The organism is Paenibacillus sp. FSL R7-0198 (assembly GCF_038000415.1).
Lineage (GTDB): Bacteria > Bacillota > Bacilli > Paenibacillales > Paenibacillaceae > Paenibacillus.
This window is the reverse complement of the sequence record NZ_JBBOCB010000001.1, coordinates 3,743,366-3,762,492: the sequence shown is the minus strand read 5'-3', so window position 1 is coordinate 3,762,492 and position 19,127 is coordinate 3,743,366. Positions and strand designations below refer to the sequence as shown.

Genomic DNA, 19,127 nt, shown 5'->3' with positions numbered 1-19,127 from the left:
GTTTCACTCCTTTTACAATTCTATATAAATCAACGATTATGGTTCGATCGATATCTCTGTTGTTATAGCATGACAAAACCGAAACGGTCCTAGTTGCCCTGCAACTCCTCGATACTGATTGCCAGCACACCAGCAATTCGATCCAGCTCTTGCTGTGATACCTTACGGTTCCCCCGCTCAATGGTTCCCAGAATGGCCAGCGAGATGCCTGTCTCGGCAGCAAGTTCATGTTGTGTTAAACCTTTCAGCTTCCGGAATGCCCGGATTCGATTGGCCAATTGCATGTTTTCCAAAGCTGTATTCCATCCTTTCCATCCAGTACAGACAACGATGAGTGTACAAAGGTATACAAACCTGAAACCTCGTCCTCCGGTACGATATCCGACAGTGGCACCAGTACAAAAGCCCGCTCTCCCATACGGGGATGAGGCAATTGAAGCAATTCGGTATCTCGCGTCTCACCCTGCATCCAGAGCAGATCCAGATCAACAGTGCGCGGTCCCCAGCGAATATCACGAACACGGCCAAGCCGGTTCTCGATATCCAGTAATTCCGTAAGCAACTGCTCCGGTGTCAGCATCACCTGTACGGCGACTGCCATATTCAGAAAAGCAGGCTGATCTACATATCCTACAGGTTCCGTCTCATATAGCGCTGAACAACGCAGAACGGATATATGAGGGTGTTCATCGAGCAAAGACAACGCTTCAAGCAACGTCTGTTCCCGGTCACCCAAATTGGCCCCTAAAGCAATATAAGCCTCTGAAGATTCAGAGGTCGAATGTGCAATCATGATCGGTTCTCACTTTCTTGTGCGGCGAAGCTCTACCGTTACGCCCTCAAAATGAATGTCGAATGGCGGATGTGGCTTCGTCACCTTGACTGTCAATGCATTGATAATAGTATAAGTGTCTAGTAAAGAAGATGCAATATGTTCGCCCAAAGCTTCAATTAACTGGAATGATTTATTCTCTACAATCTGTTTTACCAGCTCATGGATCTCCGCATAATTGATCGTTTTGGTCAGATCATCGTTACGTCCAGCCTCACCGAGGTCCATGTCAATCTCCAGATCAATATAATAACGTGCCCCTAGCTTCCGCTCCTCGGCAAATACACCGTGATATCCGTAATACTCCATTCGATGCATGACCATTCTATCCATACGATCCGCCTGCCCTCTATATATATTGAAATCCTAATCTATTCGAAGTTATCCCTTCGCTTCGCCTTTTGAAAAACGCTGCGCTTCCACTGACGGGTCACTTGGACCCGCCAGAATTATTTCCTCCGTATACCCGGAGAAGCATATAACATGGCATCACACATGTCTGCCGTCCGCCGAATCGACTTCACATCATGAACCCGAACCATCTGGCAGCCTTGGGCGATGCCGAAGGCAACGGTCGCTGCCGTTCCTTCCAGCGCATCATCGGCACCAACATCCAGTGTGTTCTGGATGAATCTTTTGCGTGAAGTGGCTAGCAGAACCGGATAACCCATTTCATTGAGTAAACCGAGCGATGACATGAGAGTCAGATTTTCTGCGAGATCCTTCACAAATCCAATGCCTGGGTCCAGGATAATCTGATCTGCTTTCACGCCGGCTCCCAGCGCAATTTGAATGCTCTCCTGCAAATCGCTCACCACATCACTCAAATAATCGGTATAGTCTCGCTCCTGCCGATTATGCATCAGAATAAGGGGACACCCCAGCTCTGCTGCCGTGCGTGCCATATCTGGATCTGCCTTGGCACCCCACACATCATTAATGATATGGGCACCGGCTAGAATAGCTTGACGCGCAACATCGGCCTTATACGTGTCTACCGATATCGGAATGTGCGGGGCTTGCCGATGCAATGCTTCGATAACCGGAATGATCCGGCTCAGCTCTTCATCGGCGCCCACTACCTTAGAACCTGGCCGTGTGGACTCCCCGCCGATATCAATCAGGTCCGCCCCGTCCTCCATCATCTGCATGGCATGAGCAACCGCCCGCTCCACATTCGTATACCGTCCACCATCCGAGAATGAGTCAGGCGTGACGTTAAGAATGCCCATAACCTGTGTTCTTGCACCCAGCTTCAACTCAGCTGGCCCCCATGCATAGTTCCGTTCATAGATGACAGGTGTAAGTGTCATGAAGTATACCCCGCTTTCTGCCGGTACATACCCAGAAGGACTGTTGTAACCGGGCCTATATGTCCGTTGCTGATTATCGTTTCGACTCCATCCTGATCCCGCAGAGTCGTAACCGGAACCAGTTCGGCAACCGAGCCTGTTAGAAATATTTCATCTGCTTGCAGGAGGTCCTGCCAAGCAGCTAACGTTTCTATGCAAGGAATTCCTTGCTGCGTGGCGATTTCAAGTACCACGGCTCTCGTGATGCCCGGCAGAATGCCGGTTGAGAGTGCTGGCGTGTAGAGCACATTTTCCCGTATCCAAAATACATTGCTGACAATACCCTCAGCGACATGCCCATCACGGGTTAACTGTAGACCTTCTGCACCCAGCACATCCTGCCCATACCCGTTCAGCTCCCGTTTCGCCAGAATGCTGTTCATGTAATGCAGTGACTTGAACCGGATTTCACCTTCGGGCGTGTTGCGTGGCGTAGACAACCGTTGAAGCTTTTTGCCACTTTCATATAAAGAGGGAGTGGGTTCAGGTAATGCTTTTGCCAGTAAAATATGATTTGGCTTCGAATAATCACCAGAAGGTAGACCTAGCGGCGCTTCACCCGCGGATACCGTGTATCGCACGTACGCATCTTGAAGTCCGTTCGCCTGCATCAAACGTTGAATCCAATCTGTCACCTCTGCCGCGGTCGTTGTAAAAGGGATGCCAAGTTCCTTACACCCCGAGGCCATGCGCTCCAGATGCCGTTCCAAAAGAAATGGGACACCCTGATAGGTGCGAAACGTCTCGAACAATCCAAGTCCGTACAAAAAGCCGTGATCCGTTACAGGAACCACGGCTGCCGCCATATTGACCAAATCTCCGTTTATCGCGGCATATTGCATATTATACCTTCACCTGTTGGGACAGGAAGTTGCGAAGCATCTGATGCCCGTGGTCTGTAATAATGGATTCCGGGTGGAATTGAACCCCTTCAATCGCATATTCTTTGTGGCGCAAACCCATAATTTCCCCTTCTGCTGTCTCCGCTGTAATCTCCAGGCAGTCAGGCAGGCTGCTGCGCTCTACAATGAGGGAGTGATAACGGGTAGCTGTAAATGGGGATGGCAATCCGGCAAATACGGATGTTCCATTATGGTGCATCTCGGATGTTTTGCCGTGCATCATGCGCTCTGCACGAATGACATTGCCGCCAAACGCTTGTCCAATGGACTGATGCCCCAGACAAACACCAAAGATCGGAATACTTCCCTTGAAATGCTCGATGACTGCCAGGCTAATGCCCGCTTCATTTGGTGTACAAGGACCCGGAGAGATCAGAATATGATCAGGTGCCAGGGCCTCTATGCCTGCCAAATCAATCTCGTCGTTGCGGCGAACTTCAACCGTTTCGCCCAGTTCACCAAGATATTGAACCAGGTTGTACGTGAAGGAATCGTAATTATCGATAACCAGTATCATATGCCTGCTCCTCCTCATCTTCCGTCAATGCAAATGACGGTTGCTTCGTTTTATTTTTTAATCGCTTCTGTTCGCTCCACTTGTTCCTGTTCAATAGCTCTGCTTGCTTCCGCCTCTTCGCTGTAATTCACAGCTCTCATCATCGCCCTTGCCTTGTTGCGGCATTCCTTGTATTCCCGATATGGATCGGAATCAATGACAATGCCTGCACCGGCTTGTACATAACCAATACCATCCTTAATGGCAAGTGTACGAATGACGATGTTCAATTCCATATTTCCACTGTAATCCATCCACCCGATGGAACCCGTATAAGGTCCACGACGCACAGGCTCAAGCTCCTCAATAATCTCCATGGTGCGGACTTTGGGCGCTCCTGTAATCGTTCCACCCGGGAATGTCGCAGCAATCACATCAAATACGGATAACCCTTCTGCCAGTCTGCCTTCCACCTGGGAAACGAGATGCATGACATGGGAATACTTCTCGATGGTCATCAATTCAGGCACATGAACCGAACCGTAGGCTGCAATCCGTCCGATATCGTTACGTTCCAGATCAACGAGCATAATATGCTCCGCCCGTTCCTTCTCACTACCCAGCAGTTCATCCGCCATAGCTTTATCCTCTGCCTCATCACGGCCCCTTCTTCGGGTCCCCGCGATGGGACGTGCACTGACTTTACCGTTCTCCACTTTGACCAGAAGTTCGGGAGATCCGCTTACCAGTTGAAAGTCTGGACTACGAAGCATACCCATATACGGTGATGGATTCACGAGGCGCAACCATTCATAAATATGCTCAGCGCTCGAATGAAGCCGCTTTTCCTGTCTCAAGGACAGATTTACCTGGAACACATCGCCCTGTCTGATATATTCCTGTACTGTGCGTACAGCCTGTTCAAAGTCCTCCTGTGGGAAGGAGGTCGCCCACCCTTCGGATTCCCTTTCCGCATCTTCAGGCTGCGGTGTACGATTGACCTGCTTGTTGCGGCGTTCCAGTGCCTGCATTTGTTCCTCGGCCTGTGCAACCCCCATAATATGAAGCCATCGTTGCTGCATCGCTATCGCCCGTGCCTCGGCTACTGCATATAGACCACGGACATCGGTTTCGTTCAGATTAGGTTCTATAGCCAGGTGAACCATGCAGAAAAGTGCCTCTTGCTGATGGTCATACGCCCATATTTCTTCAAAACGCATCCACCAATAATCCGGCAGAGCCGGGTTATCTTCAGCTAAGGCTGGAAGCTTCTCCAACGATCTCGCCACATCATAGCTGAGATAACCTGCGTATCCACCCCCAAAGTCTGGAGCTCCAGTAACTTTAGGTGCACGATAAGGGGCTGTCCATCTCTTCAATACATCAAGCGGCTTGCCGCTGTCCGTCGAGGTGGTTCCTTCCGGTACATCACGAATAACCGCTTCCTGACCCTTCCCGGAAATAACGGATACGGGGTCTAGTCCCAGAAATGTATATCTTCCGCCTTTGCCATTCTCCAACACAATTGCGTATGGTGACGCCTGTTCCCAGGCTGCCTCCCACGATAACGGTAAACCGCCATGATACGGCCCCTCATCCGACTTGGTGATATAGGGCAACATGGTCCAGCCTTGTTCAGCCCACTCCATCCAGTCGGCGTATGTTGTCATCAGGTGTGTCATTGCGGTTTGCCGCCCTCCATCTGTCGCTAGTTCTATTGTCTGATAGTATACTAAAGCGCCGCTCCTTTTAAAAGCATTACGCCAAAAATCCTCCATACCCGTCAGCGGGCAAGGAGGATTGGTTTTGTCATTTGTAGGCTTAGCCTTCGAAGTTGTAAAGCGGTGTGCTGAGGTAACGTTCGCCGTTACTTGGCACGATTACAACAACGCGTTTGCCCGCGCCCAATTGTTTCGCAACCTGAAGACCTGCACGGATCGCTGCACCGGAAGAAATACCGGACAGGATGCCCTCTTCCTTCGCTACCTGACGAGCCGTCTCGAATGCATCATCATTCTCAATGTGGATGATCTCATCATAGATTTCCTGGTCAAGGATCTCAGGAATAAAGTTGGCACCAATTCCTTGAATCTTATGAGGTCCTGGTTTGCCGCCTGCGAGAATTGGCGAAGCAGCTGGTTCAACTGCAACAATTTTAATACCAGGGAAAGCTTCTTTCAGCACTTCGCCTGTACCTGTAATTGTTCCGCCTGTACCAATTCCTGCAACGAAAGCATCCAACGTACCACCCACAGATTGAATTGCTTCAACAATCTCAGGGCCAGTCGTTTCACGGTGGATCTTCACGTTGGCTTTATTTTTAAATTGCTCAGCCATGAAATAAGATGGGTTTTCTTTCAGCAGTTCTTCGGCTTTTTTAACAGCACCGTTCATACCTTCAGCTCCAGGTGTAAGCACAAGCTCAGCACCATACGCACGAAGCAAGTTGCGACGCTCCAAGCTCATCGTCTCAGGCATTACAATAACGGACTTGTAGCCTTTGGCTGCAGCCACCATCGCGAGTCCGATTCCTGTGTTACCACTTGTTGCTTCGATAATGGTATCACCTGGTTTCAGCTTGCCTTCTTTTTCCGCTTCTTCCACAATGCTAATTGCGATACGGTCTTTCACGCTTGAACCTGGATTCTGATACTCCAGCTTCACGAATACTTCAGCACTGCCTTCAGGTACGATACGGTTCAGACGAACAAGCGGAGTACCTCCGATGAGTTCTGTTACGTTATTAACTACTTTAGCCATATGAATGCCCTCCTTAGTGGATGAATAAAACTTGAGTCCTGTTAACCTATACTGTGCGGCCGATAGCCTCTGGGATGTTATAGAAGAACTGCGGAAATCCTGTTGCTCCCATCCCTTACTGCTAAGATTTCTAGACAGGGTGAAGGTTTCCGAAAGTTTCTTTGTTCATAAGTAAAGCTTTTATATCCGAGTAAACGAGTAGGTATTTATTATTTTCATCTTATCAACGTTAACCCTTATTGTCAATATGAGTACTCAAAAAAATACTCTGCCTTCGGCCCTAAGACCGCAGACAGAGTATTTTTATCAAGATGCAGCAGCGTGAGACAATATTTTCCATTGAAATCAGGAGGCAGGAATCTCGGACAGGATTACGGCTTCATACTTGTTACGCAGCATTTGCTCCACCTGTGGCAAGGGATCTGCCTGACTCAGAGCCAGCTGCATTCGAATCTCCTCACGGACCTCTTCGGCCGATTGCACCTGTTGTTCTTCTTTATCATTGAGTCTGATAATCGCATAGCCTTCTTCCACTCGAACCGGACCGGCAATATCGCCTACATCCAGCCCGACAGCGAGTTGAAGGAGTTCTTTTGGCTGGAATGGATCATTCCGCTCAATCCAGCCCAGCCTGCCACCAGCATCACGAGAGAAGCTGTCTGTCGATTGCCTGCGGGCAGCTTCTTCAAAGTCTTCCCCCTTCTCCAACGCATCCAGTAAGGAATCGGCTTCCTCTTCTTCCTTCACTACGATGATGGACAAGTCATATTTCTCGGGGGAAACGTAATCCTCCCGGTGTTCAGTCCAGTAATGCTCAATATCTGCATCCTTGATCTGTATGCCGATCGTTGCGATTTTCTCCAGCAGCAGCCTGTAGCCGGCTTCCAATTCAAGTTCCTGTTTCGACAGGCCCAATTGAGACTTCATTTCGTCATAATACGCTTTCTCCGAATCGTACCCATCCATCGCGGCCGCAAGTTCTCTTGCAATCTCTTGGGGAGTGACGATCAACTTGCGTTCAATTGCTTCGGCATATACTGCTTTACGGTTTAACATCTGAAGTAATAACTCACTGCCGTAACGTCGTTTTAGCGCATCAGTCCACTCTTTGTCTGTGATGACTTCTCCGTTGATCGTCGCTACGGTGCTTCCTTCTTCCGTATTGGCATCATGGGATGCATCTGTCTCGTCTTTGCCCTGCCTGAGACCATGCATAGCCATCACCGTACCCATGACCAGCATACCCAGCGTCAAGACAATGACAGCCGTCCACAACCCTTTTTCCTGTCTTGTCATTCCGCATCCCGTCCCCGCATAGATCAGTTCTTGGCTTGCTCTAGGATGGTCTCAAGTTGTTCTTTGTTAAAGTCATAGGCTTCATTACAGAATTGGCAAACGACTTCAGCTCGGCCCTCTTCTTCAATTAATTGCTCCATCTCCGTTTGGCCCAGGCTGATTAGCGTCTTCTCTACCCGCTCACGTGAACACTCACAGCTAAAATGAATATCCAATCCTTCCATCACTTGTACATCTGGCAACAATCGGCGAAGCAACTCTTCCAATTCAAGCCCCTGCTCCAGTAACGTCGTCACTGGCGGCAACGTACTAATGGCGTTTTCGATCGCCGTGATCTCTTGATCTGTCAATCCCGGCAACAGTTGCATAATGAATCCGCCTGCGACAATAACGGAATTATCCGTATCAACGAGCACACCAACGCCTACAGCAGAAGGTGTTTGCTCCGATTGAGCAAAGTAGTACGTGAAGTCTTCACCCAGTTCTCCTGAAATAATAGGCACACTGCCACGATATGGCTCTTTCAATCCCAGATCCTTCGTTATGTTAATGAAACCTTCCGTTCCAACCGCGCCGGCAACGTCCAGTTTCCCCACACTGTTGCTTGGCAGATGTACATGCGGATTAGAAACATATCCTCGTACTTCGCCTTTGGCATTGGCATCGGCTACAATCTGTCCGATTGGCCCATCGCCGTTGACTTGTACCGTTAACTTCTCTTCCCCTTTGAGCATTGCACCCATAATGGCTGCTGTTGTAACCGTACGCCCCATGGCAGCTGTAGCCGTGGGAAACGTATCATGTCTTCTGCGTAGTTCCTCAACCAGTTCTGTAGTTTGGACAGCAAAGGCTCTTACCTTTCCATTCATTGCTGTACCACGAATTAACCGGTCATGCTTGTTGTTGTTTTCCAAGTCATTCAGCCTCCTTTGGCGTATCGCCATAATAGTTGTAACACAGAAAAAACGGCACAACACTTAAGCTGTAATCTCAGCCCGCTGTATGCCGTCTCTATGCTCACCTTTCCCGGTTCCGCTCATATATAATACGCAGCCCTTCAAGCGTAAGCAGCGGATCAACTTCCTCTATACTACGGGTTTCTTCTGCGATAAGTGTAGCGAGACCACCCGTCGCGATAACTCTGGGCTTCGCACCCATCTCCTCGCGAATGCGTTCTACAATACCGTCTACCTGCCCTGCATAGCCAAATATAATACCTGCTTGCATGGCATGAATAGTATTACGGCCAATGACCTTTTTAGGTTTCTCCAGCTCTATACGAGGCAGCTTGGATGCCCGCTCATATAGCGCTTCAGTGGCGATCTGAATGCCAGGTACAATAGCTCCCCCCAGGTAGTGACCTTTTTCGTCAATACAGTCAAAAGTCGTTGCGGTACCGAAATCGACCACAACGAGAGGGCCGCCATATTTCTCAACGGCTGCCACTGCATTAACAATACGATCTGCACCCACTTCACGAGGGTTCTCGTATCGCAGGTTCAAGCCAGTTTTGATGCCAGGCCCGACGAGTAAAGCTTTTTTGCCTACATATTTCTCACACATCGCTTCGATGACATTCACCAGTGGCGGAACCACAGATGAGATGATGACACCTTCGATGTCACTTGCCCTGATGCCGGACATATGAAATAAATTATAAATCAATACGCCGTATTCATCCACTGTTGACTGACGGGATGTACTCAGACGAAAGTGGTGCAGCAATTCCCGGCCTTGATATACGCCGAGCACCATATTGCTGTTCCCCACGTCTACAACTAGAATCAAAGGGGTTCACCCCTCTTTCTTTTCATTTAAATCCAGGCTGATATCCAGGCTCTCAAAAGAATAGGTTAACCTGCCGACCGAAATTACATCCACACCACTCTCTGCAATACCACGAATGGTCTGGAGAGATACGTTACCGGATGCTTCAACCTTCACATGAGGAGCCTGTTCACGAATAAGCTCAACTGCTTCACGCATCCGCTCTGGATGCATGTTATCCAGCATAATGATATCTGCCCCGGCTTGCAAGGCTTCTCTCACCTGCTCCAGGTTTTCAGTCTCCACTTCAATTGTCATCGTATGTGGAATAACTGTTCGCGCACGCTGTACCGCCTCGGTGATTCCGCCTGCACCCTTGATGTGGTTATCCTTTATCATAACAGCATCGTACAGTCCAAATCGATGATTCGCTCCGCCACCCACGCGCACTGCGTATTTCTCAAGTAATCGGTGACCCGGCGTTGTCTTACGTGTATCCACGAGCCTGGTCTCAAGACCATCCAGCACATCTACGTAGGCACGCGTACGCGTAGCAATTCCGGACATACGTTGCAGCAAATTGAGTGCCAAACGTTCCCCCGTAAGCAGTGAATGTGTACTTCCCTCTACCTCGGCCAAAATCGTGCCATGGGTAACCTTGTCTCCGTCTGTTACCTTCGGTGTAAATACAAGATCAGGATCAACAACCTGAAACACAAGTTCAGCTACGGTCATGCCTGCAATAATACCATTGTCTTTGGCGTGTATAATGGCCTTGGATTGGTTGCCTGCCGGGATCGTCACACTTGTTGTAACGTCACCTGCACCAACATCTTCACGAAGCCAGTTTTTGATTGATTCGATAAGCCCTTCATTATATCCGTTCAGTATCATGACATCAATTCCTCCACAATCGCTTGTTCTCGCTGCTGCAGACTATGCTTCTGCCACACGATATCATCACGTGCCGGGAAATCCTCTCGATAGTGAGCCCCCCGACTCTCTTCGCGGTGTAATGCTCCGCTGGTAACTAACCAGGCACAGGTCAGAAGGTTGGCATACTCCAGCTCTTCCTTATGAGTGAGTATCTGATCAAAAAATTGCAATTCCTGTTGCAGCTTGTCCATGGCCTTCTGCAGGTCCTCACCATTCCGGCGCAAGCCTACCTGACGAACCATCATTTTCTGTAATCGTAAGCGTCTTTCGGATACCGGCTTTTGCTCTTCCATGATCTTGTTGATCTTGCTATTCATGGTTCCAGATGAAGGCGCACCCGCTCTTACTTGTAATGAACCAAGCTGAGGAAGAGATTGAATACGATCAACAATTCTCCGCCCAAATACAATCGCTTCTGATAAAGAGTTGCTTGCCAGGCGGTTAGCTCCATGTACTCCTGTAGAAGACACCTCGCCACAAGCAAATAATCGAGAGATGCTGCTCTCTCCACTCAAATCCGTTTTCACTCCACCCATCATGTAATGGGCAGCAGGTGCAACGGGAATCCAGTCCGTTGTCATGTCTAATCCATAACGCATACAAGTCTCATATATGGTAGGGAACCGATGCTTGATCATCTCTGGCTGTTCATGCGTAATGTCCAAATACACAAAGGTACTGTTGGTGGACTCCATCTCACTAACAATCGCTCGTGCCACGATATCGCGTGGTGCTAGTTCAAGCTGGGCATGATAACGATCCATGAAGCGTTCGCCCTTCACATTGCGCAGATATGCTCCTTCGCCGCGTACTGCTTCTGACACAAGAAAACGCGGGGCCCCCGGGTAACAAAGAGAGGTGGGATGAAATTGGATGAATTCCATGTCACGCACGATAGCACCAGCCCGATAAGCCATCGCTACACCATCGGCAGTAGCTACGTCGGGGTTCGTTGTGTATCGGTATAGTTGTCCTGCCCCACCAGAGCAAAGAACGGTTGCCTGTGCCTTCACGAATACTTGCGATCCGTCATCCTTCTGAACCAGTGCGCCAATGCATTCCCCTCGCTCTGTAATCAGGTCAACAACAAAATGCTCATCCCATACTTCAATCCCAGGATGCTCATTCACTTCGACAGCAAGTGCACGTACAATCTCATATCCCGTGGCATCCCCGTTGGCATGCAAAATACGGCGGTGGCTATGCGCACCTTCCTGCGTCAATGCCAACTCGCCGTTCTCCAGATCAAACAAAGTACCTAAACGAATCAGTTCCTTCACTCCGTCCGGACCCTCATTCACCAATACCTCTACCGCCTCGGAGCGGCATAAGCCCGCTCCTGCAACAAGTGTGTCCTGCAAGTGGTATGCAGGTGAATCATCCTCAGCAATAACCGCAGCGATTCCTCCCTGCGCATATCTGGTGTTACTTTCAAGTAATGACTTCTTCGTGATCATTAATACACGTTGTTGTTCACTTGCCTTAATGGCAGTAAACAAACCAGCAATCCCTGAGCCTATAACCAATACATCCGTCTCTACCATGGGTAGCGCAGACAGATCAAAATCAACTAAATATTGCGGTATCATGTTATTCACCTGTCTTGGAGCAAGAGTAGCGCATCCTATTTTACCAACAACATGCGCTCTAGTGATTCTCTGGCTTTGTCGGCAACAACCGGTGGCACGTAGATTTGCGGCTTCATCGTTTCCAGGCATTTCACCAGTTTCTTCAAGTTGTTCACCTTCATATTGGGACATACAAGAAACTTGGTAGCAAAGTGGAACTGTTTATCCGGACTATCCAGACGAAGCTGATATCCTGTACCATCTTCGGTACCTACGATAAATTCCTTCGCTGATGAATTTTTGCAATACTCCAGAATAGCTGTTGTGCTACCTACAAAATCACCCATCTCTACAACCTCAGGTCGACACTCTGGATGAACAACAAACTCTGCATTTGGATGCTTGGCTCGCATCTCCACGACATCTTTGACTGTGAGCATATCATGCGTGTTGCAGTAACCTTCCCAGATAATCATTTTCTTGTCTGTATGCTGCTGCACATAATGTCCCAGATTTTTATCAGGTACCCAGATAATTTCGTCAGAATCCACCGATTGAATAACCCGAACCGCATTCGCTGAAGTACAACAGATGTCAGTCTCAGCCTTAATCTCAGCCGAGGAATTGATATAAGTAACAACCTTGGCGTTAGGGTGTTGTGCTTTCAATCTGCGTAGTCCATCCACGTTCACCATATCTGCCATCGGGCAGCCCGCACGTTCATCCGGAATAATAACTGTTTTGTTCGGCGCCAAAATTTTAGCGCTTTCACCCATAAAATGAACACCACAGAAAACAATCACATCTGCATCTGTTTGTGCTGCCTTCTGGGCTAACAGAAACGAATCTCCGCGGAAGTCAGCAACCTCCTGTACTTCATCACGTTGATAATAATGGGCAAGAATAATGGCATTACGTTCCTTCTTCAATTCCATCAGCCGCTCACGCAGCTCGCGGTTCATCTCAGCCTTGCGCTCTAAAGCCAGAGCTTCCACCTGTGATCCTCTCCTTTATCGGGACAGCGTCATGCGCTGTTTCGTAGGGCTAACCTAAGTCGTTAACTTCGCTTGAGAAACGAATCACAAGCGGTTTAACAACTAATTTACACAACGTTCACGACTCTGTCAATAAATGAAAAAGGCCCAGTACAGCGCCTTAACCACCTGTTTGCTAACTGGTTCGCCATCTAACTCCCGTTTATCTTTATCTATCCTCTTTTGAAATAATGGATAAAAAAAGAGAGCCCGAGGGCTCTCCTGATTTCACCTGCTGTCCTAGCCAGATGTATTATGCATTAAGACGTTGGCTTCGTTCCGCCATCATCCGGGTTATTGTTATTACCCTTTTCCAGATTCGGAGCTTCGTTTGGGATATCTCCGGCTGGTGGCTCAGGCGTTTCATCTTTACCTTGAATACGGACACGCACATCACCGATGTTGTCGATGATTGGCTCTCCGCCTTCAGTTGGTGTGCCTTCACCATCATTGTCGTTCTCTGCTTTTGGAGTTAAGGAACCAGTTTCGATCAATTGCTTGATCTGATCCATTTCCAAAGTCTCTACCTCAAGCAAAGTTTGAGCGATCAGATGCATCTCTTTTGAATGTTTAACAAGCAAGTCCTTACATTTCTCATAACATTCATTGATAAAGCGTTGCATTTCCTGATCAATCTCATACGCAATGGAATCCGAGTAATTCTGTTCATGACCGATATCCCGACCAAGGAATACCTGTCCTTGTGAACTTCCGAATTGCATAGGTCCCAATTTCTCACTCATACCGTATTCCATAACCATGCTGCGAACAATACCTGTCGCTTGCTGGAAGTCACTGTATGCACCAGTACCAATCTCTCCGATGAACAATTCTTCAGCTACACGACCTCCGAGAAGTCCGGTTACTTTATCCAACAGTTCCTGCTTGGTAACCAGCATACGGTCTTCTTTTGGCAACATGATTACATATCCACCCGCACGTCCACGTGGGATAATGGTCACTTTATGTACCATATCAGCATGTTCCAGGAAGTATCCTACAATGGTATGGCCTGCTTCGTGATAAGCAACGATTCGTTTCTCACGATCACTGATGACACGGCTTTTCTTCTCCGTACCAACGATGACACGGTCAATCGCTTCGTCAACTTCTTTCATGGAAATATCTTTACGATTACGACGTGCTGCTAGCAATGCCGCTTCGTTCAAGAGATTCTCCAAATCTGCCCCAGAGAAACCTGTTGTACGCTTCGCGATAATATCCATCTTCACATCTTTAGTCAGTGGTTTATTACGGGAATGTACTTTCAGGACAGCTTCACGACCTCTTACATCAGGGCGGTCAACCGTAATTTGACGGTCAAAACGTCCTGGACGCAGCAAGGCAGGGTCCAAAATATCTGCACGGTTCGTTGCAGCTACGATGATAATACCTTCGTTAGCTCCGAAACCGTCCATTTCAACGAGCAACTGGTTGAGTGTTTGCTCACGCTCATCGTGACCACCACCAAGACCAGCACCACGCTGACGTCCTACAGCATCAATCTCATCGATAAAGATGATACATGGCGCATTTTTCTTCGCATTTTCAAACAAATCACGTACACGTGATGCACCGACACCGACAAACATTTCAACGAAGTCGGAACCTGAAATACTGAAGAATGGTACACCCGCTTCACCGGCTACGGCACGAGCGAGCAACGTTTTACCTGTACCTGGAGGGCCTACGAGCAATACACCCTTAGGAATCCGTGCACCTACTGCTGCGAATTTACGAGGGTCCTTGAGGAAGTCTACAACCTCAACAAGTTCCTGTTTCTCTTCGTCAGCACCCGCAACATCTTCAAATGTAACCCGCTTCTTCTCTTCGTTATAGAGACGAGCACGGCTTTTACCAAAGTTCATTACTTTACCGCCGCCGCCTTGAGCCTGATTAAACAGGAAGAAGAACAGCAGGAACATAATGATCAAAGGAATAAAGGAAGTCAGCAACGTCAACCAGATGCTGTCACCTTTCATTGGCTCCTGATGATATTGGAAATTGTTAGTTTCACTTGCAGCTACAAGCTCACTAATTGCCTCATCCGTAGGAGGAATATACGTTGAGAAATTTTCTGATTTGGCGCCATCAGGTGCCTTCTTGTATTGACCGGTCACGAGATACGTTTGACCGTTGAATTGAACCGTCAATTCAGAGACATTGTTGGCTTTGATCGCTGCACGCAACTGATCATATCTAGGATTATCGGTGGCTTCGCCGCCATTGCTGACGAACTGGACTATCCCCACCACAACTAAAAAAAGAATCAAATAAAAACCAGAATTCCGGATGAACCGATTCATCCCCTACCTCCTCTCGAGACACTTTAATTATTTTAACATAGCCCGACATGGCTTCTCAACAGAAGCCAAGAACAGCTCAAGGCTTGGGTCGGGCAGGATATTAGCTACTATAGACTTCCGGCTTCAAAATCCCGATATAGGGCAGGTTCCGGTACTTCTCCGCAAAATCCAAACCGTAACCAACGATGAACGCGTCAGGAATGTCAAAGCCTGTGTAATGAGCTTCCAACTCAACTTTACGGCCTGAAGGCTTGTCGAACAGCGTAACCACACGCACCGATTCGGCACCGCGGTTTTCTAACAGTTCAATCAGATAGCTGAGTGTAAGTCCGCTGTCGATAATATCTTCGACAATCAAAACTTCCCGTCCTTCAACGGATACATCCAGATCCTTAATGATTTTGACAACACCGGATGACTTGGTGGAAGCGCCGTAACTGGATACCGCCATAAAATCCATTTCAACAGGTACCGTTATGTTTTTAACCAAATCAGCCATAAATATAAACGCACCCTTGAGCACACAAATGACCAAAGGATTGCGGTCTGCATATTCGGCACTTAGTGTTGCGCCTAATTCCTTGACTTTACTCTGAATTTCTTCTTCACTGATCAATACTTCCTGAATGTCGTTCTGCAACTGTGCGAACCTCCTAAGTTATACTATGAAAGCCTTACCTGAACCATAACCACTACCCCTGAATCGCTGAATCGCCTACAGTCATGTACAGGATTGCGGAAGTGCCCTCCCTGACAGGAGCCACATTGGACCGTCGAACACCCGGTAACCAGATGATATGACCTGCTCCATCACATACCACAGGAATACGTGGACGGACAGATGGGGGGATTTTCTCATCGATGAAAATATTTTTCACCTTTTTGCTTCCGTTTAATCCCATTACTTTCATGGTATCTCCAGGTAACCGTGAACGCACAACCAGCGGCATAAGCAGTTGATCCGCATCAAACGCGGCTTGATCCGCCGATTCCGGTACATGATAGTCCTCGGGACTCACCGTCATCAACCGAATATATCGATTAATTGGGGTGAGTGAAAGCTCATAAGTTCCACTCCATTGCGCAAGACGATACTCGTAAGATTGATCCTGTACGTCCGTCCGTATGCCAAAAGAAATCAGATTATACTCCCGAGTGCAGGCGAGTGTCTGTCCTATATCCAGGCTCCAGGTCGTCACATGGGTCTCCATGACCTTGCGTCGAATGGTTTCTATACGGGTAAAGTCGACAAAATCACTGTCCAAAGGCAGATAATTCAATATTAGTTTAATCAACCTTCGTTGTAAAGCGACATGTAACTTCAAGAAGGAAGGCACCTCAAAGGTTTGCCTTCCGCCGTTCACCTGCACTAGACACCTGTATGTGTCATATGCACTCTGCTCCATGAAATCGTCTTCATCACCCACAATTTCGGCAAGCCGATTCAATGACGGCGTGAGTTGTCCATTATACTGCCCCAAAAAAGGAAGCACATCCAAGCGAATGGCATTACGCCGATATTTACGCAAGGCGTTGCTTTCATCATTGAAATACATAAAACCCTGGGTATTACAAGCTTCTACAAGGTCTGTCTTGTTTATACGAAGGCATGGACGAATAAGTTCCACATTTTTTTCTCGCCTTTTAAACTTCATTCCTGAGAGTCCCGACAAGCCGGTTCCACGAAGCAAATGAAGCATGACTGTCTCCGCCTGATCATCCGCATGATGTGCCAAAGCGATGCTTGCCGCATTATATTTGGTAGCTACTTCATGTAGAAAAGCGTATCGCTTGTTGCGGGCTGCCTCCTGTGGTCCTTGACCTGTTAGCTCCATATATGAAGGAACATCGGCCTTGGTCCATTCAAATGCAATGCCAAGCTGCTGTGCCAGTTCCATCATTTTCTCCGCTTCATCATCAGATTCGGGACGGAAACCATGATGCACATGCGCACAGATCAATTCAAGCGGGACATGCCGCTTGCTGATCTCGTGCATGATATGCAAAAAAGCCACCGAGTCCGGCCCGCCCGATACTGCGACGATAATCCGATCCCCGGGAACCCATAACTGATGCTCTTCCGCTGCATCCAGCACGTTCTTCACCAGCATGTTCCAGCGTAAAGCCTCCATACCTGTTCCTCATTCCTTGCGTTATGTATATGCACTCTCACAGATCAGAAACGTAGTGCATAGATGAGCACTCCAATAAGTAATATCACAGATACAGCGAATGCGTTCTTAAGCCAGCGCGGTGTTGTACTTTTGGAACGACGGCGAAGTGGCGTGGGACGAGCCATCATTTCCTTCCACGCTTGTGCCGCATGACCTGCATCACGAAACTGACCTCGTAGTGCCTGAATCGTCCAATTGCGAAAAGGACCCAGTCGTTCACTGCGCTCCACCAGCGCTACGAGCTGATTCACACTTCGCAGTTGCGGTAATCCTTCTGCTGCCAGTGCCTTGAGCGCGTCTGCTTCAAGTACATGAATCAACAATAATGCAAATGCAAACACATCATAGGTACCATCTGCTGTACGGCTGCCTGCATTCCAGAAGCCCCGATCATACCATTCGGTGAACTGCTTAACGCTTCGACCAATAGACGTAACTCCGCCGTAGTCGATCAATTCCACCTGCCCATAATCGGATACCAGCACATTCTGGGGTTTAAGATCACCAAACACCCATCCCGCCTGATGCAATTGTGCCAGCTTCTGCAAGAGCCTAAGTCCAACCAGAAGTGTCCAGTCTGTTCCCTGACGCCGAATGAAGTGATGAAGAGCCTCACCTCTAACGTAACGCATCACATAAAAGGGAATATCCCGGCCACGAACGGCATAATCATCCACATCTTTAAGATAGGAAGGAATGCCGCTCTGCCGAAGGGCTTCATGATTACGCTGTAGTTGAAAAGATTTGAGCACATTGACTTCCGATTGCAGATCTACCGGATCAAATCCCATTTTTAGCGCGTAGTGTTTGCCATTTTCACCCCGTTGGACAAGAAAAACGATGCCATTGGCTCCTTTGCCCAGTAGCTTCCGAATCGTGTAACGACTGCGATTCCATTTCCCTGTAACCACTGTTCCTGGCGGGAAAGAGGCGTCAGACAACGTTGTCACCGAGCATCCCTTCTCTTTCAATGCGATAGTTCCCTTCTATTTCCTGCTGTTTCTCCAGTGTACCATAACGGTAAAAATCAATCACCTTCTGAATTGCAGGACCTGTCGGCGTTGCACCCTTCATCTGCAACCTTCCAAACAGGGACCGAACATGGCCTGGATCCGTTGTCCAGTCAATATCCATTACCGCATCTTCTCCACTGTGTCGTCCCGGGAAATGAAATACGGAAAGCTTGCTCTGACCTACACGCGCCTGCAAACTCAACATTAAATCGCGAATGCCTTCTTCTACCGCAGCCAGTTTGGGCTTCATGCTGGCACTGACGTCTATTAGCAATATCACCTGTAAAGCTGTAGTTTCAGCCATATCATCCATCACTTCCACGACCCGTGCGCGTTGTGCAGGCTCCAGATCGGTTACCGTTTTGGGCTCCTTCTCTCCCAAAATTTGTGTTAACTCTCTATTAACCGCCTGCTGAATAGTCTGAACCACCGTTTTCCTTGTCATCATCTGCATGGTATGGGCAAGCTGCCGTGTACCTACAATTTGGCTGATTCCACCTCCGGCTCTGGCAATATCCTCAATCTCACGGCTGCCCAACTCACCAATGGTTCCATAATCAATCACGCCAACTACATTAACCGTAATGCCCTCTTCCTGTGCTTCGGCCGCTGCCAGCACCGGACTTGGTCCAACATTGGAACAACCGTCGGTGATCAATAAGATTTGCTTCATCCGATATCCCTCCGTTAT

Annotated in this window: 19 protein-coding genes; all 19 read right to left on the bottom strand. The window is 48.4% G+C overall.

Annotated features, from left to right (window positions below):
• Positions 1-89 precede the first annotated feature (89 nt).
• The 19 genes from MKY87_RS16210 to MKY87_RS16120 all read right to left on the bottom strand — a co-directional run bounded on the left by MKY87_RS16210 (position 90) and on the right by MKY87_RS16120 (position 19,109).
• Positions 90-284, bottom strand: coding sequence for a helix-turn-helix domain-containing protein (locus MKY87_RS16210; protein ID WP_339242857.1), 195 nt, complete (start codon positions 282-284; stop codon positions 90-92).
• Positions 245-793: a 2-amino-4-hydroxy-6-hydroxymethyldihydropteridine diphosphokinase gene (gene folK, locus MKY87_RS16205; RefSeq protein ID WP_253428927.1), complete on the bottom strand. Its 549-nt coding sequence runs from the start codon at positions 791-793 to the stop codon at positions 245-247. Before folK ends, MKY87_RS16210 begins: the two co-directional genes overlap by 40 nt.
• 9 nt (positions 794-802) lie before the next feature.
• Complete coding sequence (gene folB, locus MKY87_RS16200) at positions 803-1,165, bottom strand: dihydroneopterin aldolase (protein WP_150364151.1); 363 nt, start codon at positions 1,163-1,165, stop codon at positions 803-805.
• 116 nt (positions 1,166-1,281) lie between these two features.
• On the bottom strand, positions 1,282-2,145 hold the full coding sequence (folP, locus tag MKY87_RS16195; protein WP_340965396.1) for a dihydropteroate synthase: 864 nt from the start codon (positions 2,143-2,145) through the stop codon (positions 1,282-1,284).
• Complete coding sequence (locus MKY87_RS16190; RefSeq protein WP_340965394.1) at positions 2,142-3,026, bottom strand: aminotransferase class IV; 885 nt, start codon at positions 3,024-3,026, stop codon at positions 2,142-2,144. The genes folP and MKY87_RS16190 overlap by 4 nt, the downstream gene beginning before the upstream one ends.
• 1 nt (position 3,027) lies before the next feature.
• Positions 3,028-3,603: an aminodeoxychorismate/anthranilate synthase component II gene (gene pabA, locus MKY87_RS16185; protein ID WP_124118817.1), complete on the bottom strand. Its 576-nt coding sequence runs from the start codon at positions 3,601-3,603 to the stop codon at positions 3,028-3,030.
• Positions 3,604-3,653: 50 nt separating this feature from the next.
• The gene (locus MKY87_RS16180) at positions 3,654-5,264 is read right to left on the bottom strand and encodes an anthranilate synthase component I family protein (protein ID WP_340965392.1); all 1,611 of its coding nucleotides are present in this window, start codon (positions 5,262-5,264) and stop codon (positions 3,654-3,656) included.
• 139 nt (positions 5,265-5,403) lie between these two features.
• Positions 5,404-6,342, bottom strand: coding sequence for a cysteine synthase A (gene cysK, locus MKY87_RS16175; RefSeq protein ID WP_253428920.1), 939 nt, complete (start codon positions 6,340-6,342; stop codon positions 5,404-5,406).
• A gap of 345 nt (positions 6,343-6,687) precedes the next feature.
• A complete protein-coding gene (locus tag MKY87_RS16170; RefSeq protein WP_340965391.1) occupies positions 6,688-7,638 on the bottom strand; it encodes a peptidyl-prolyl cis-trans isomerase in 951 nt (316 codons plus the stop codon).
• Between the two features lie 23 nt (positions 7,639-7,661).
• Entirely contained in the window at positions 7,662-8,582 is a 921-nt protein-coding gene (hslO, locus tag MKY87_RS16165; RefSeq protein WP_253428916.1) for an Hsp33 family molecular chaperone HslO, read from the bottom strand.
• A 73-nt stretch (positions 8,583-8,655) separates the two neighbouring features.
• Complete coding sequence (locus tag MKY87_RS16160; RefSeq protein ID WP_026081372.1) at positions 8,656-9,426, bottom strand: type III pantothenate kinase; 771 nt, start codon at positions 9,424-9,426, stop codon at positions 8,656-8,658.
• Positions 9,427-9,432: 6 nt separating this feature from the next.
• Positions 9,433-10,299, bottom strand: a complete 867-nt coding sequence (gene nadC / locus MKY87_RS16155) for a carboxylating nicotinate-nucleotide diphosphorylase (RefSeq protein ID WP_253428914.1) — start codon at positions 10,297-10,299, stop codon at positions 9,433-9,435.
• Positions 10,296-11,930 carry an L-aspartate oxidase gene (gene nadB, locus MKY87_RS16150; RefSeq protein WP_340967462.1) on the bottom strand — a complete coding sequence of 545 codons (1,635 nt, stop codon included), beginning with the start codon at positions 11,928-11,930 and terminating at the stop codon, positions 10,296-10,298. Before nadB ends, nadC begins: the two co-directional genes overlap by 4 nt.
• Before the next feature lie 35 nt (positions 11,931-11,965).
• Positions 11,966-12,904 carry a quinolinate synthase NadA gene (gene nadA / locus MKY87_RS16145; RefSeq protein ID WP_340965389.1) on the bottom strand — a complete coding sequence of 313 codons (939 nt, stop codon included), beginning with the start codon at positions 12,902-12,904 and terminating at the stop codon, positions 11,966-11,968.
• 299 nt (positions 12,905-13,203) lie between these two features.
• Positions 13,204-15,249, bottom strand: a complete 2,046-nt coding sequence (gene ftsH / locus MKY87_RS16140; RefSeq protein WP_253428908.1) for an ATP-dependent zinc metalloprotease FtsH — start codon at positions 15,247-15,249, stop codon at positions 13,204-13,206.
• Positions 15,250-15,349: 100 nt separating this feature from the next.
• Positions 15,350-15,889 (bottom strand): hypoxanthine phosphoribosyltransferase, encoded by a 540-nt coding sequence (hpt, locus tag MKY87_RS16135; protein ID WP_278297458.1) that lies wholly within the window; start codon positions 15,887-15,889, stop codon positions 15,350-15,352.
• Between the two features lie 52 nt (positions 15,890-15,941).
• Positions 15,942-17,381, bottom strand: a complete 1,440-nt coding sequence (gene tilS, locus MKY87_RS16130; RefSeq protein WP_340965388.1) for a tRNA lysidine(34) synthetase TilS — start codon at positions 17,379-17,381, stop codon at positions 15,942-15,944.
• Positions 17,382-17,425: 44 nt separating this feature from the next.
• Positions 17,426-18,373, bottom strand: coding sequence for a serine/threonine protein kinase (locus MKY87_RS16125; protein ID WP_253428901.1), 948 nt, complete (start codon positions 18,371-18,373; stop codon positions 17,426-17,428).
• Positions 18,357-19,109, bottom strand: coding sequence for a VWA domain-containing protein (locus tag MKY87_RS16120; protein WP_340965387.1), 753 nt, complete (start codon positions 19,107-19,109; stop codon positions 18,357-18,359). Before MKY87_RS16120 ends, MKY87_RS16125 begins: the two co-directional genes overlap by 17 nt.
• Positions 19,110-19,127: the final 18 nt, after the last annotated feature.